The 14,629-nt window shown below is 68.6% G+C and carries 11 protein-coding genes; 8 read left to right on the forward strand and 3 right to left on the reverse strand.

Annotated elements, in window-relative coordinates; genetic code table 11:
• Positions 1–127: 127 nt before the first annotated feature.
• The 5 genes from zwf to G537_RS0134705 all read left to right on the forward strand — a co-directional run bounded on the left by zwf (position 128) and on the right by G537_RS0134705 (position 5,029).
• Positions 128–1,606: a glucose-6-phosphate dehydrogenase gene (gene zwf / locus G537_RS0134685; protein ID WP_026873948.1), complete on the forward strand. Its 1,479-nt coding sequence runs from the start codon at positions 128–130 to the stop codon at positions 1,604–1,606.
• 13 nt (positions 1,607–1,619) lie between these two features.
• The gene (gene pgl, locus G537_RS0134690; RefSeq protein WP_026873949.1) at positions 1,620–2,318 is read left to right on the forward strand and encodes a 6-phosphogluconolactonase; all 699 of its coding nucleotides are present in this window, start codon (positions 1,620–1,622) and stop codon (positions 2,316–2,318) included.
• A 130-nt stretch (positions 2,319–2,448) separates the two neighbouring features.
• On the forward strand, positions 2,449–4,260 hold the full coding sequence (gene edd / locus G537_RS0134695; RefSeq protein WP_034854019.1) for a phosphogluconate dehydratase: 1,812 nt from the start codon (positions 2,449–2,451) through the stop codon (positions 4,258–4,260).
• A gap of 83 nt (positions 4,261–4,343) precedes the next feature.
• Complete coding sequence (locus G537_RS0134700) at positions 4,344–4,616, forward strand: AbrB/MazE/SpoVT family DNA-binding domain-containing protein (RefSeq protein WP_026873951.1); 273 nt, start codon at positions 4,344–4,346, stop codon at positions 4,614–4,616.
• Positions 4,613–5,029 (forward strand): type II toxin-antitoxin system VapC family toxin, encoded by a 417-nt coding sequence (locus tag G537_RS0134705; protein ID WP_026873952.1) that lies wholly within the window; start codon positions 4,613–4,615, stop codon positions 5,027–5,029. Before G537_RS0134700 ends, G537_RS0134705 begins: the two co-directional genes overlap by 4 nt.
• A gap of 4 nt (positions 5,030–5,033) precedes the next feature.
• Here G537_RS0134705 and G537_RS0134710 read toward each other — a convergent pair whose 3' ends face one another.
• Entirely contained in the window at positions 5,034–6,128 is a 1,095-nt protein-coding gene (locus G537_RS0134710; protein ID WP_081689246.1) for a YeiH family protein, read from the reverse strand.
• Positions 6,129–6,562: 434 nt separating this feature from the next.
• Between G537_RS0134710 and G537_RS0134715 the strand changes: the two genes are divergently transcribed.
• Positions 6,563–7,624 carry a hypothetical protein gene (locus tag G537_RS0134715; protein ID WP_155888919.1) on the forward strand — a complete coding sequence of 354 codons (1,062 nt, stop codon included), beginning with the start codon at positions 6,563–6,565 and terminating at the stop codon, positions 7,622–7,624.
• A 30-nt stretch (positions 7,625–7,654) separates the two neighbouring features.
• Here G537_RS0134715 and G537_RS0134720 read toward each other — a convergent pair whose 3' ends face one another.
• Positions 7,655–9,247 (reverse strand): peptide chain release factor 3, encoded by a 1,593-nt coding sequence (locus G537_RS0134720; RefSeq protein WP_026873955.1) that lies wholly within the window; start codon positions 9,245–9,247, stop codon positions 7,655–7,657.
• A gap of 136 nt (positions 9,248–9,383) precedes the next feature.
• Entirely contained in the window at positions 9,384–11,432 is a 2,049-nt protein-coding gene (locus G537_RS0134725) for a M3 family metallopeptidase (RefSeq protein ID WP_034854021.1), read from the reverse strand.
• Positions 11,433–11,486: 54 nt separating this feature from the next.
• On the opposite strand from G537_RS0134725, the gene pstS reads away from it, so the two are divergent.
• Together pstS and G537_RS0134735 are read left to right on the forward strand one after the other, a co-directional pair.
• Positions 11,487–12,713 carry a phosphate ABC transporter substrate-binding protein PstS gene (gene pstS, locus G537_RS41575; RefSeq protein WP_162146191.1) on the forward strand — a complete coding sequence of 409 codons (1,227 nt, stop codon included), beginning with the start codon at positions 11,487–11,489 and terminating at the stop codon, positions 12,711–12,713.
• A 73-nt stretch (positions 12,714–12,786) separates the two neighbouring features.
• Complete coding sequence (locus G537_RS0134735) at positions 12,787–14,508, forward strand: Na/Pi cotransporter family protein (RefSeq protein ID WP_026873957.1); 1,722 nt, start codon at positions 12,787–12,789, stop codon at positions 14,506–14,508.
• Positions 14,509–14,629 lie beyond the last annotated feature (121 nt).

Genomic DNA, 14,629 nt, shown 5'->3' on the forward strand with positions numbered 1-14,629 from the left:
GGGCCGCACCCGCGCCTGCCTCAACCGACGCATGCGCCGGACCGGCCCTCGGCCCGCATTTCCCTCTGGCACTTGCCGCCCGGGCCGTCGATAACAGCGGCTCGATGTGGTCCCGAGGATTGGATACATGATCGCGCGCGTCATCGCCGTGGAGCCATTCGACATCGTCGTGTTCGGCGCGACGGGAGACCTGTCCCAGCGCAAGCTGCTGCCGGCGCTCTTCGAGCGCGACAAGGCCGGGCAGGTGCCGCGGGAGGCCCGGATCATCGGCACGTCGCGGCGGCCGATGTCGGACGCCGAGTTCCGCGACTTCGCCCGCAAGGCGATCGTGGAGCATGTGCCGAGCGCGGAGCAGAGCGGCACGGTACTGGACGATTTCCTGGCGCGGCTGTCCTATGTTCCCGTCGACGCCACGGCCAAGAAGGGCTGGGAAGAGCTGGGCGAGGCGCTGGGCGCGAACGCCGACCGCATCCGCATCTTCTATCTCGCCACCTCGCCCGACCTGTTCGACGAGATCTGCGGCCAGCTGGGCCGGCACGGGCTGGTCACCGAGCGGGCGCGGGTGGTGGTCGAGAAGCCGATCGGCAAGGACCTGGACTCGGCCCGGGCCCTGAACGACGCCATCGGCAAGGTCTTCCCCGAGGAGTCGATCTACCGGATCGACCACTACCTCGGGAAGGAGACGGTGCAGAACCTGATGGCGCTGCGCTTCGCCAACGCCCTGTTCGAGCCGCTGTGGAACGCCTCGCACATCGACCATGTCCAGATCACCGTGGCCGAGAGCCTGGGGGTCGAGGGCCGCGCCGGCTACTACGACGGCGCCGGCGCGCTGCGCGACATGGTGCAGAACCACATGCTGCAGCTGCTCTGCCTCGTCGCCATGGAGCCGCCGACCTCGATGGACGCGGACGCGCTGCGTGACGAGAAGCTGAAGGTGCTGAAGGCGCTGAAGCCGATCACCGAGGCCACGGTCAACCACGTCACCGTGCGCGGCCAGTACCGCGCCGGCGCCTCCTCGGGCGGCGCGGTGCCCGGCTATCTCGAGGAGCTCGGCAATTCGGCGAGCCACACCGAGACCTTCGTCTCGCTGAAGGCGGAGATCGAGAACTGGCGCTGGGCCAACGTCCCCTTCTACCTGCGCACTGGCAAGCGCCTGGCGACCCGGATGTCGGAGATCGTGGTCACCTTCCGCGCCATCCCGCATTCGGTGTTCGACAGCTCGGCCGGCACGATCTCGCAGAACCACCTCGTCATCCGGCTGCAGCCGGACGAGGGCGTGAAGCTGTGGCTGATGATCAAGGACCCCGGCCCGGGCGGCATGCGGCTGCAGCACGTGCCGCTGGACATGAGCTTCGCCGAGGCCTTCAACGTGCGGAACCCGGACGCCTATGAGCGGCTGGTGATGGACGTCGTCCGCGGCAACCAGAGCCTGTTCATGCGCCGCGACGAGGTCGAGCAGGCCTGGACCTGGGTCGACCCGATCATCGAGGCGTGGAAGGCGTCGAAGGAGCCGCCGAAGCCCTACACCGCCGGCACCTGGGGCCCATCCGCCGCGATCGCCCTGATCGAGCGCGACGGCCGCACCTGGCACGAGGACGAGGACTGAGAGGACCAAGGCCATGTCCATCGCCCGCCACGACTTCTCGACCCCCGAGGCTCTGGCCGACGCCCTGGCCGACCATGTCGCGGCGGCGCTGACGGCGCGCCTGTCCCGGTCCGACCGGGCGGCGCTCGCCGTCTCCGGCGGGCGCACCCCGACCCGGTTCTTCGAGGCGCTGTCGAAGCGGCCGGTCGACTGGTCCCGGATCGACGTCACCCTGGTCGACGAGCGCTGGGTGGGCGAGGACTCCGACCGCTCCAACGCCGCCCTGGTGCGGAAGCATCTGTTGCAAGGCCCGGCCGCGGCGGCGAATTTCGTGCCGCTGCATGTCGATGCACCGACGCCGGAGGACGGCAGGGCGCAGGTGGAGGCGCGGATCGCCGCCCTGCCGCTACCCTTCGCGGCCGTGGTGCTGGGCATGGGCGATGACGGGCACACCGCCTCCTTCTTCCCGGGTGGCGACCGGCTGGCGCGGGCCCTGGACCCGGCCGCCGGGCAACTGCTAGAGACCATGCGGGCGCCGGCGGCGGGCGAGCCGCGCATCACCCTGACGCTGCCGGTCTTGCTGGCGGCGGAGACTCTGTGCCTTCATATCGAGAGGGCAGGGAAGCAGCGCGTCCTGGAGGCGGCGCTGGTCAGCGGCCCGGCCGAGGCGATGCCGATCCGTGCCGTGCTGACCCGGTCCGAGCGGCCGGTCGAGATCTTCTGGTGCCCGTGACGGCCCTGCCGGAAGGCCAAATATAAACTTCAACAAAATGTGCTAACGTATTGATCATGAGGCATGATCGGGTCGGAGGGTGCTGCCTGGCCCGGTCGGCGGCGAGACAGTGAGCCAAGGAGCCAGCCCGATGGTGCAAGCCCGCATTGCCGAGGTGACCGAGCGGATCGCGCGGCGCAGCCACGACGCCCGGTCCGCCTATCTGGACCGCATCGTCAAGGCGACGGAGCAGGGGCCGGCCCGCCGGCGCCTGGGCTGCGCCAACTTCGCGCACGGCTTCGCCGCCTGCGGCATCGACAAGGGCGCGCTGCGTGAGGGCGAGGGACCGAACCTCGCCATCGTCACCTCCTACAACGACATGCTGTCGGCGCATCAGCCCTTCGAGCGCTTTCCGGACCTGATCCGGCAGGCGGCACGGTCGGTCGGCGGCACGGCGCAGGTCGCGGGCGGCGTGCCGGCGATGTGCGACGGCGTCACCCAGGGCGAGGCGGGGATGGAGCTGTCGCTGTTCTCGCGCGACGTGATCGCGCTGTCGACCGCGGTCGCGCTGTCGCACCAGATGTTCGACGCCGCCGTGTTCCTCGGCGTCTGCGACAAGATCGTGCCGGGCCTGGTGATCGGCGCCCTGTCCTTCGGCCATCTGCCGGCGGTGTTCATCCCCGCCGGGCCGATGACCTCAGGCCTGCCGAACGACGAGAAGGCCAAGGCGCGGCAGCTCTACGCCGAGGGCAAGGTCGGGCGTGACGCCCTGCTGGAAGCCGAGGCCAAGTCCTATCACGGGCCGGGAACCTGCACCTTCTACGGCACCGCCAACACCAACCAGATGCTGATGGAGATCATGGGCCTGCACCTGCCGGGCTCGTCCTTCGTCAACCCGAACACGCCGCTGCGCGATGCGCTGACGATCGAGGCGGCGAAGCGGGCGCTGGCGATCACGGCGCTGGGCAACGAGTTCCTGCCGGTCGGCCGGCTGCTCGACGAGCGCGCCTTCGTCAACGGCGTGATCGGGCTCCACGCCACCGGCGGGTCGACCAACCACACCATCCACCTGATCGCCATGGCCCATGCGGCCGGCATCACCCTGACCTGGGACGACTTCTCCGATCTCGCCGAGGTCACGCCGCTGCTGTGCCGCGTCTATCCGAACGGCAAGGCCGACGTGAACCACTTCCATGCGGCGGGCGGCACCGGTTTCCTGATCCGCGAGCTGCTCGGCGCCGGCCTGCTGCACGACGACGTCGCCACGATCTGGGGCGGGGGGCTGGACCGCTACACGGTCGAGCCCGGCCTCGACGGCAACGGCGAGGTGGTGTGGCGCGACGCGGCGACGGCCAGCGGCGACACCACGGTGCTGCGCGGCGCGGCCGAGCCGTTCCAGGCCACCGGCGGGCTGCGCGTGCTGGACGGCGATCTCGGCCGGGCGGTGATCAAGACCTCGGCCGTGGCGCCGGAGCGCCATGTGATCGAGGCGCCGGCCAAGGTCTTCCATTCGCAGGAGGAGCTGCAGGCCGCGTTCCGCGCCGGGGCGCTGGACCAGGACTTCATCGCCGTGGTCCGGTTCCAGGGCCCGAAGGCGAACGGCATGCCGGAGCTGCACAAGCTGATGCCGCCGCTCGGCGCGCTGCAGGACCGCGGCCGCAAGGTGGCGCTGGTCACCGACGGCCGCCTGTCCGGCGCCTCCGGCAAGGTGCCGGCGGCGATCCATGTGACGCCCGAGGCCGCGGTCGGCGGGCCGATCGCCAAGCTGCGCGACGGCGACATCCTGCGCCTCGACGCCGTGACCGGCCGGCTCGAGATCCGCGGCATCGACGCCGAGGAATGGGCGGCGCGTGCTGACGCCACGGCCGATCTGGCGCCGTCGCATGTCGGCGTCGGACGCGAGCTCTTCGCCGCCTTCCGCCACGCCGCCGGCCGCGCCGATGCCGGGGCGTCGATCTTCTGAGACGACCCCTGGCGCCATCGGCGAATGTGCATGATATCTTCTGTCGAAGTGCAACGCCTTACCGATCGTTCGATGGACGTCACATGAGCACAGCTGAAGCAACGGTGGGGCCGGGAGGTCGCGTCACCATTCCCAAATCCGTGCGGGATCAGCTCCATATCCGGCCGGGAACGAAGATGGAGTTCGTTCGGACGCGCGACGGGAATTGGACGGTGCGGCTGAAAGATGCCCGAGGCCGTGTGATCGGGGTGGTCGAGGAGAGGCGCCCGAGACGTCGGTTCGCCGAGTTTCTCGGACATGCCGGGCCCGGCCCGACGACAGACGAGATCATGGCGCTCACGCGCGGCGATGAATGACGCTGGTCGATACCAACGTCCTGCTCGACATCGTGACCGGGGATCCAGCCTGGGCGAAATGGTCGCTTGAGCAACTCGAAGCTGCGGCCGAGCGTGGGCCGCTTCTGATCAATGACATCGTCTATGCCGAATTGAGTATCCGCTACCCTCGGATCGAGGAACTCGACACTTTTATCGATGAGACCGGCTTGGAGGTCTTGCCAATGACCCGCCCGGCGCTGTTTCGCGCCGGGAAGGCATTCGCGGAATACCGCAAGACAGGCGGGAAGCGGGATCGACTTTTGCCCGATTTCTTCATCGGCAGCCAAGCAGAGGTCAGCGGGCTGTCGATCCTCACACGCGATGTCGAGCGCTACCGGGCTTACTTTCCGGCGGTAACTTTGATCTCTCCGAATTCAGCGGCCGGGACCTGAAGAATCAAACGATCCCCAGCAGCCGGATCAGCCCGAAGCTGATCGCGCCCAGCACCAGCAGCGACAGGGTGACCGCTGCCGTGACCCGGCCGCCGGCCTTGGCGACGCTGCCCAGGTCGGTGCTGAGGCCGAGCGCGGCCATCGACAACACGGTCAGCCAGGTTGCCACCGCGGCGGCCGGGGCCAGCACCGCCTCCGGCAGCAGCCCGAAGGAGCGCAGCACGGCCAGCAGCAGGAAACCGTCGATGAACCAGGGCACCAGCTTGTGCCACGGCATCCGGCGCGTGGGGGCCGGGGCGGCGCCGTCGGTCCGGCGCCGCGTCACCAGCGTCAGGACCAGGATCATCGGCCCGAGCATCAGCACGCGCACCAGCTTGACCAGGGTGCCGAGCTGCAGCGCGATCGCCCCGATCGGCGCCGTGGCGGCCAGCACCTGCGGCACGGCATAGACGGTCAGCCCCGCCAGGACGCCGTACTGCACCTCGCTGATCTGCAGCAGCGCCGGCAGGAACGGCAGGCCCAGCACCACCAGCACGCCGAGCACGGCGGTGAAGGCGATCGACGCCGCCACCTCCTTGCCGTCGGCGCCGATGACCGGCGCCACCGCCGCGATCGCGGAGTTGCCGCAGATCGAGTTGCCGCAGGCGACCAGCACCGCCATGCGGTGGGGCAGGCCCAGCAGGCGCCCCAGCCCGTAGCTGGCGGCGATGGCCACGACCACCACGACGGCGATCCCGAGCAGCAGCACCGGGCCCGCCGTCACGATCGCGCCGACGCTGACCGAGGCGCCCAGCAGGACGACCGCGATCTCCAGCAGGGTCTTGGCGCTGAACGAGATTCCAGGCGTCCAGCGCTGGCTCGGGCTCCACAGCGTGCGCACCAGGGCGCCGACCAGGATCGCCAGCACCAGCGCCTCCAGCCAGGCATGGCCGAACAGCCCGGCTTCGATACGCTCCAGCAGCAGGGCGGCGAGGGTCACCGCACCGCACAGCACCAAGCCGGGCGCCAGCCGGGCGACGGCGCCGGGGATCGAGCTGGCCGCCGCTCTCAGACGCTGCGTTGTGGGAAGGGAGGGCTGGAGCGGATCGACGATCGCCATGACAGTCTCGTTGCAGAACTGTCACAAAGATGATCCGCGGCTTTCAACCAATCCAACGCATTCATTTTTTGAAATCGATCGATTTTGCCGATCGGTCTGTATTTTACAGGCTGCCGGCGCGGCACATCCTTGGAGTGTGAAGAGGGCGATCCAATAGGAATGTGTTACACAAAATTGCAACAATAAATTCACATTTGTACCGGCAGAAGGTGAGGATTTCCTCCCTAGGAGTCGCGTAAGAAGGGCGACCGTGAGCTTCTCTTGGGGGAGAGACCATGTCGCTCAGAATCGAGCGCAGTGACCGGCCGATCGTCCGCACCAGCATTTCGGCGCCGCAGCAGCAGGCCTTCCAGGCGGCGCTGCAGCGGGCGGCCTCGGCGCGTCCCGCCTCGCTGTCCACCTACCTGCCGGACGAGCCGTCGACGGAGACGGAATTGGTCGAGCTGCTCCGCAGCGAGATCGTGGCGGGGCAGAATCCCGAGGCGAACGAGATGGGCGGGGCCATGGCCCTCAACCAGGTGATGCCCTTCCTCGAGAAGCAGTCCCCGGCGGAGCGGCAGGCGACCGTGCTGCGCCTGCTCGAGGCCTTCCCCGAGGGCGGCACATCGGACACCACGGACGCGAGGGAAGCCTGGGTGCGAAACGGCATCGAATACGCCGCCGCCCTGTCGGGACTCGCCACCGACCCCGCCGAGGCGGAACGGCGCGAAGGCGAGGAGGCGTTCGCGACGCAGCTGCGCAGCCGTGGCAACCGGCTCGAGTATCACGCCGACGAGACCGACGACAGCGCCGGGGCGATGGCGGAAGACATCCGGGCATTCCTCGACGAGACGACGCGCGGCGCTTCGGTCACCAAGGGGGAAGTCCTCAATCGGCTCTATGAGCGGGATTGGGTCGATGCCGGGCCCGTGATGCAGGCTATCGAGCAGGTCGCCGCGGAAGGTGGAGTTGAACTGGAGCCGACCTCGCACAAGGGCGCGGGCACGCATGCGGCGGCCCAGGCCATCTATGCCCGGGCCGCCGCCATGGGCGGCTATTCCGAGACGCAGGAATACGGGATCCCGAACCAGCAGTTCTACGATCTCGCGATCGGCGCCCGATATGCGTCATCGGCGGCGCAGCAGGAGCTGGCGCAGAAGCTGTCCGATGAGCCCTTGGCCCTCTCGTCCCTCAGTCAGTTCGTGACGATGCCGCTGGAGGATCGCGATCGGAGCCTGCACGAAGGCGGGCTGGAGATGTTCCGGCGCCTCGAATGGCTGACCAAGGACATGGACGGGCCGCTGGCCGCGCAGGTCGTCGGCCAGTCCCTGAACGTGATGGAGAGCATCGGCGGCCTGCCCGATCCGATCGACTTCACCGGCTGGAAGGGAGACATGGAGTCGTTCGAGGGCAGCGCCCTGGACAATCTGCACGCCGTCGTGAACCGGATCGAAGGCACGACGGACGGCGATGCCGTGATCGCGCGGATGCGCAACCACGGCATGATTCCGGACTAGGCCGCCGAAGACAGAAGGTGCAGTCGGGCCTTACGCCGTCTGCTCCTTCGTCTTCAGGAAGCGCAGCGCCGGGTTCTCCTTGGTCACGGTCTCGAGATGCCAGGCGTTGCGCGCCAGGAAGACGGGCGCGCCGTCATGGTCCTCGGCCATGGCGCTGCGCACGCTGTCCTGGAACGACTTGAGCGCGGCCGGATCGTCCGACTCCACCCAGCGCGCGGTATAGTAGGGCGCCGGCTCGAAATGCACCGGGATGCCGTATTCGGTGCGGATCCGGTCGGCCAGAACCTCGAACTGCAGCGCGCCGACCACGCCGACGATCCAGTTGGCATCGAGCAGCGGCTTGAACACCCGGGCCGCGCCTTCCTCGGCCAGCTGCTCCAGCGCCCGGCCGAGATGCTTGGCCTTCATCGGGTCGTCCGGCCGAACCCGCTGCAGCAGCTCGGGCGCGAAGCTGGGGATACCGGTGAAGCGCAGGTCCTCGCCTTCGGTCAGCGCGTCGCCGATGCGCAGATTGCCGTGGTTCGGGATGCCGACGATGTCGCCGGCCCAGGCCTCCTCCGCCAGCTCGCGGTCCTGGGCCAGGAACAGCACCGGGTTGTGCATGTTCATCACCTTGCCGGAGCGGACATGCTTCAGCTTCATGCCGCGCTTGAAATGGCCGGAGGCGAGGCGGACGAAGGCGATGCGGTCGCGATGCTTCGGATCCATGTTGGCCTGGATCTTGAACACGAAGGCCGAGACGCTGTCCTCGGTCGGCTCCACCAGCCGGCCCGCCGTCGGCTGCGGCCGGGGCGAGGGGGCGAGGGCGCCGAGCCCGTCCAGCAGCTCGCGCACGCCGAAATTGTTGACCGCGGAACCGAAGAACACCGGGGTCAGATGGCCCTCGCGGAACATCTGCAGGTCGAATTCCGGGCACAGGCCGCGCGCCATCTCCACCTGCTCGCGCAGCGTGGCCACGGCGTCGGCCGGCAGCAGCCGGTCCAGCTTCGGGTCGTCGAGGCCGGTGCAGGTCTCGCCCTCCGCGGGCAGCGCGCCCTTGGCGCCCTTCTCCATCAGCACCAGACGGTCGTGGAACAGGTCGTAGCAGCCCAGAAAACCGCGGCCGCTGCCGATCGGCCAGGTCGCCGGGGTGACGTGCAACTGCAGCTCCTGCTCGATCTGGTCCAGCAGGTCGAAGGGATCGCGGCTCTCCCGGTCCATCTTGTTGATGAAGGTGGTGATCGGGACGTCGCGCATGCGGCAGACCTCGAACAGCTTCCGGGTCTGGTCCTCGATGCCCTTGGCGGCGTCGATCACCATCACCGCGCTGTCGACGGCCGTGAGGGTGCGATAGGTGTCCTCCGAGAAGTCCTCGTGGCCCGGCGTGTCCAGGAGGTTGAAGGTGCGGCCGCCATAGTCGTAGGTCATCACCGAGGCGGTGACGGAGATGCCGCGCTCGCGCTCCACCTTCATCCAGTCCGACCGGGCGCGGCGCTGCTCGCCGCGGGCCTTCACGGCGCCGGCCATCTGGATGGCGCCGCCGAACAGCAGCAGCTTCTCGGTCAGCGTGGTCTTGCCGGCGTCGGGGTGGGCGATGATGGCGAAGGTGCGGCGGCGGTCGATCGGGTCGATGTTCGAAGGCATGGAGGCAATGACATTCTTTGTTGTCATTGCCGGGCTTGACCCGGCAATCCAGAGGGTCTCGACAGACTCTGGGTGCCCGGGTCGAGCCCGGGCATGACAGGATTGGGAAAAAAGGGCTTTCAGTTAAATCGAGGCGCTACATCAGCCCGTCCCGCCGCAGCAGCGCATCCGGGTCCGGTTCGCGGCCGCGGAAGCGCTTGTACAGCTCCATCGGGTGTTCGGTGCCGCCGCGCTCCAGGACATTCTCCTTGAAGCTGCGGGCGGTCTCTGGGTCGAACAGGCCCTTCTCCTTGAACAGCTCGAAGGCGTCGGCGTCCAGCACCTCGGCCCATTTGTAGCTGTAGTAGCCGGCGGAATAGCCGCCGCCGAAGATGTGGCTGAAGCCGGAGGAGGTGTTGGCCTCCGGGATCGGCGGCAGCACCTGGGCGCGGGCGGTCGCGGCGCGCTCGAACTCCGGCACCGACTCGATCGCGGTCGGGTCGCCGTCGTGCCAGGCCATGTCGAGCAGGCCGAAGGAGGTCTGGCGCAGCGACTGCCAGCCGGCCATGAAGCGGGCGCTGTCGCGGATCTTCTGCACCAGCTCGGCCGGCATCGGCTCGCCGGTGCGGTAGTGCCTGGCGAAGAGGTCCAGCCCGTCCTTCTCCTGCACCCAGTTCTCGAAGATCTGCGACGGCAGCTCGACGAAGTCCCAGTACACGTTGGTGCCGCCGAGCGAACGGTAGGTGCAGCGCGACAGCAGGCCGTGCAGGGCGTGGCCCATCTCGTGGAAGAAGGTCCGCACCTCGTCATAGGAGAGGAGCGAGGGCCGGTCCGCCGTCGGCTTGGTGAAGTTGCAGACGATGGCGACATGCGGCCGCTTGATCCCGTCGCGATACAGGCCCTGGTCGCGATAGGTCGTCATCCAGGCGCCGTTGCGCTTGGACGCGCGCGGGAAGAAGTCGGCGTAGAACAGGCCGACATAGCGGTCCTCGGCCTCGTCATAGACCTCATAGGCCTTCACGTCCGGGTGCCAGACCGGATAGGCCTCGGACGGCCGGAACACCAGGCCGTACAGCCTCCGGCAGTGCTCGAACACGCCGTCGATCACCTGCTGCAGCGGGAAATAGGGGCGCAGCGCCTCCTCGTCGAAGGCGAAGCGGTGCTGCTTCAGCTTCTCGGAGTAGTAGCCGACGTCCCAGGGCTGCAGCGTCTCCGGCCCGCCGAGCGACCTGGCATGGGCCTGGATGTCGGCGAGGTCGCGCTCGGCCGCAGGCCTGGAGGCGGTCAGCAGCCGGTCGAGGAAGGCGTGCACCGCGGCCGGCGTTTCCGCCATCCGCTTCTCCAGCACGAAGGCGGCATGGGTCGGATAGCCCAGCAGCTTCGCGCGCTGGAAGCGCAGCGCCGCGATCTCCTTGACCAGCGGCTGGTTGTCGAACTCGCCGCCGAAGGCGCGGGAATTGAAGGCGCGCCACAGCTGCTCGCGCAGCTCGCGGCGGTCGGCATAGGTCATGAACGGGACGTAGCTCGGCGCGTCGAGCGTGAACACCCAGGCTTCCGGCCGGCCGCGCTCCTCCGCCGCCAGCTTCGCCGCCTTGACCGCGCCCTCCGGCAGGCCCGACAGATCGGCCTCGTCCTCGACCCACAGGGTGAAGGCGTTGGTCGCCTTCAGCACGTTGTGCTGGAAGTCGGGCGTCAGCTTGGCCAGCCGCTCGTCGACCGACCGCAGCTCGCCCTTCTCGTTGTCGGACAGCAGGGCGCCGTTGCGGACGAAGCCGCTGTAGGTGTCGTCCAAAAGGCGCGCCTTCTCCCCCTTGAGATCGAGCTTCTCCCGCGCGTCCCACACCGCCTTGACCCGGGCGAAGACGCGCGGGTCGAGCGAGACGTCGGAGGAGAAGTTGGCGCTCTTGGCCCCGAAATCGGCGGCCAGCGCCTGCAGCTCGTCCGAGGTCTTGGCCGAGAGCTGGTTGTAGAAGACCGAGGAGACGCGGTCGACCTCCTGGCCCGCCTGCTCCAGCGCCACGATGGTGTTCTCGAAATCCGGCTCCGCCGGGTTCGCCAGGATCTCCTCGATCCGGGCCTTGGCCTCGGCGATCGCATGGTCCAGCGCCGGCAGGTAGTGCGCGACCTCGATGCGGTCGAACGGCACCGCCTGGTCCTGCAGCGGCGAGGGCGCGATCAGCGGGTTGTCGGAGGATTGCGAGTCCATGCGGCCGGGATGTCCAGTGACGGGGAAGATCGGGGATGCAGGGGCAATATAGGGATGGGCACCCAGCTCTGCCAGCGGAACGCACCCACGCTCGGCGACGCCTTAACGAAACGGTCACCTCCGCCGTTTAGACTGCATTTCAGTAAAAACTTGGTCAGGGACGGGGCGATTCTGGTGTCGAAATTCCTTCGTCTCCGGCGTGAGGCCCATGCCGGCCCGGCGCGGTGCCGCCGGCTTGTCGCCGCCGCACTCCTCGCCCTGGCGGCGGCGATGCTCGCGGCGCCGACCCAGGCGCAGCCCATCCGCGGTTCGGGATCGACCTTCGCCTTTCCCGTCATCGCCGCCTGGTCGGATGGGTTTCTGCGCGACCGGGCCGACGGCGGCGACTTCGTGAACAACGAAGCCGGGGTGGATTACGAGCCGGTCGGATCCCTCGGCGGGATCATGCGCCTCGGGCAGCCCGAGATCGACTTCGCGGCCTCGGACGCACCGCTGCCGTTCGCGGAGACCAGCAAGCGCGGCCTGGCCCAGTTCCCGATCGTCCTCGGCGGCATCGCGCCCGTGGTCAATCTCGACGGGCTCGAACCGGCCCGGCTGAAGCTGACCGGCAGCGTCATCGCCGACATCTATCTCGGCAAGATCGAGCGCTGGAATCATCCGGGGATCCAGGCGCTCAACCCCGGCCTGGCGCTGCCCGACCTGCCGATCAGCGTGATCCATCGGTCGGACGGTTCGGGATCGACGCTGTCGTGGACCCGGTTCCTGTCCCGCACGAGCCCTGAATGGCGGCAGGCCGTCGGTGCCGACACCCTGGTCGCCTGGCCGCGCGGCGCCGGGGCCAAGGGCAGCTCCGGCATGATCGAGGCCGTGCAGCGGACCAAGGGGGCGATCGGCTATGCCGAGTTCGGGCAGATCCGCCGCAGCGGCCTCGCCTTCGCCCAGGTCCAGAATCACGCCGGCGCCTTCGTGACGCCGAGCCCGGAGGCCTTCGCGACCACCGCCCGGGCCGTGCGTTGGGACGCAGGGCAGGATTTCTATGCCGACCTCAGCGAGGTCGACGCGGCCGGCGCCTATCCGCTGACGGCGGCGACCTTCATCCTCATGCACAAGCGCGACCGGTCCGAAGGGCGCACGCTGCGGACGCTCTACTTCCTGTCCTACGCGCTCGACAAAGGGTCGAAGGAAGCGGCGGCGCTCGGCTACGTGCCCTTGCCCGAGGATCTAGCCGGCAGGGTCAAGGACTACTGGCGCGCCTCCCTTCCGGGCGGCGCCGGCCTCTAGCGCCCGGGCGAAGCGCCGGCGGCCGGCGCGGGCCCGTCCGATCTCGATACCATTCTGGATTTCGGGGGATGTCATGCAGGTGGACTATTTCCGGGACATGATCGTCCCCATCATCGGTGGGCTGGGCGTCTTCCTGCTCGGCCTCGAATTCATGTCGAACGGGATCCAGGCGCTGGCGGTGAACCGCATGCGCGATCTGCTGGCGAAGTTCGCCGGCACGCCGTCCAAGGGCGTCGTGGCGGGGACCGTCATCACCGGCATCCTGCAATCCTCCACCGCGATGACCGTGATGGTGGTGGGCTTGGTCAACGCCGGGGTGGTGGCGCTGCGGCCGGCGATCAGCGTGATCATGGGCGCCAATATCGGCACCACCCTGGGCAACGGCCTGATCGCGCTGCCGCTCGGCCCGCTCGGCCTCCTCGGCGCGGGCATCGCGGCCTTGTTCTACGTGTTCGGGAAGAGCGAGAAGACCCGCAACATCGCGCTGGCCTGCATGGGCTTCGCCCTGATCTTCTACGGCCTCAACCTGATGACGGGCGGCCTCAAGCCGCTGCGCAACATGCCCGAGATCATGGAGGTGATCTCGAGCCTGAGGGCTGACAGCTTCGGCGGCCTGATCGCCTGCGTGCTGATCGCGGCCGCGATCACCGCGCTGATCCACTCCTCCTCCGCCACGATCGGCATCGTCATGGGGCTCGGCGCGTCCGGCATCCTCGACTGGCAGACCGCGGTCGCCTTCTCGCTCGGCGCCGATCTCGGCACCACGATCACCTCCTGGATGGCCTCGCTCAACCTCTCGAAGAACGCCAAGCGGGCCGCCTACGCGCACATCTCCTTCAACTTCATCGGCGTCGCGGTGATGCTGCCGCTGTTCTTCCTGTCGATGCCGCTGCTGGAATATGTGATGGGCTGGTTCGGCGGCAATCCGGGTACGCCGGTCATGGTCGACGGCAAGGAAAGCTATCCCCTGGTGCCGGTCGCGATCGGCCTCTATTCGACCGTCTTCAACATCTTCAACACCCTGCTGCTGTTTCCCTTCGTCGGTGTGTTCGAACGGTTCCTGTCCCGCATCGGCCGCACCGAGGCCGAGGACATCGAGGATTATTCCACCCCGAAATATCTCGACCGGTCGATCGCGGGCGACCTGATCCGCGCCGTGCCGGCGGTGCAGAAGGAGACGCTGCGGGACCTCCAGGCCGGCGCGCTCTTCCTCGACATCGCCCGCGGCAAGAAGGGGGTACCCGAGGACCCCGGAGAGCACTATGTCGCGGTCGACATCCTGAACCGCGATATCCGGTCCTATACCGCCTCCCTGTTCAAGCCGGACATGTCCTATGACCAGCTCGACCTGGTCGCGAGCCTGATCGAGGAGGCGGACTTCACTGCCAGCCTGGCCGAGGCGCTGCATCAGGTCGCGCGCCGGACCAGGCGGCAGACCTTCGGGCCCGAGGCCCAGGCCATCGTCACCGCGGCGCTCGACAAGCTCGACCTGGCGTTGCGCCCGATCCTGCCGACCGGCCCTCTGGAGCCCACGCTGCCGGCCGGCCACATCCAGAGCCCGCCGGTGGAGGAGCTGCGCCTGCGCACCTTGAAGGCCGGCGGCATCACCCCGGCCGAACGCGGCGCGATCCTCGCGATCCTCGGCAGCGTCGAGCGGGCGGAGCTGCTGATCGCGCGCATCGATGCGGAGCGCCGGTCGGTGGATCGGGCCGCGGTCCTGGAGAGGATGGAGACACTGTCCGGGGCCGGCGGCCGGCCCGTCACCGGGGAGCCGGGGCTGGTTCCGGCGCAATAGTACCGGCGGCCTTTGAGATCGATTCCCAGCTCCCCTATGTCGTCATGGCGAGGCGCGTAGCGCCGCGGCCATCCAGGAGGTCGGCGCGAGCGGCCCTGGATGGCCACGCCCCTTCGGGGCT

The organism is Inquilinus limosus DSM 16000 (assembly GCF_000423185.1).
Taxonomy (GTDB): Bacteria; Pseudomonadota; Alphaproteobacteria; order DSM-16000; family Inquilinaceae; genus Inquilinus; species Inquilinus limosus.

Coding starts and splice junctions, on each gene's coding strand:
- G537_RS0134705 (WP_026873952.1), top strand. CDS start 4,613: ATGACGCTGGTCGATACCAACGTCCTGCTCGACATCGTGACCGGGGAT.
- G537_RS0134700 (WP_026873951.1), top strand. CDS start 4,344: ATGAGCACAGCTGAAGCAACGGTGGGGCCGGGAGGTCGCGTCACCATT.
- edd (WP_034854019.1), top strand. CDS start 2,449: ATGGTGCAAGCCCGCATTGCCGAGGTGACCGAGCGGATCGCGCGGCGC.
- G537_RS0134725 (WP_034854021.1), bottom strand. CDS start 11,432: ATGGACTCGCAATCCTCCGACAACCCGCTGATCGCGCCCTCGCCGCTG.
- pgl (WP_026873949.1), top strand. CDS start 1,620: ATGTCCATCGCCCGCCACGACTTCTCGACCCCCGAGGCTCTGGCCGAC.
- G537_RS0134720 (WP_026873955.1), bottom strand. CDS start 9,247: ATGCCTTCGAACATCGACCCGATCGACCGCCGCCGCACCTTCGCCATC.
- zwf (WP_026873948.1), top strand. CDS start 128: ATGATCGCGCGCGTCATCGCCGTGGAGCCATTCGACATCGTCGTGTTC.
- G537_RS0134710 (WP_081689246.1), bottom strand. CDS start 6,128: ATGGCGATCGTCGATCCGCTCCAGCCCTCCCTTCCCACAACGCAGCGT.
- G537_RS0134735 (WP_026873957.1), top strand. CDS start 12,787: ATGCAGGTGGACTATTTCCGGGACATGATCGTCCCCATCATCGGTGGG.
- pstS (WP_162146191.1), top strand. CDS start 11,487: ATGGGCACCCAGCTCTGCCAGCGGAACGCACCCACGCTCGGCGACGCC.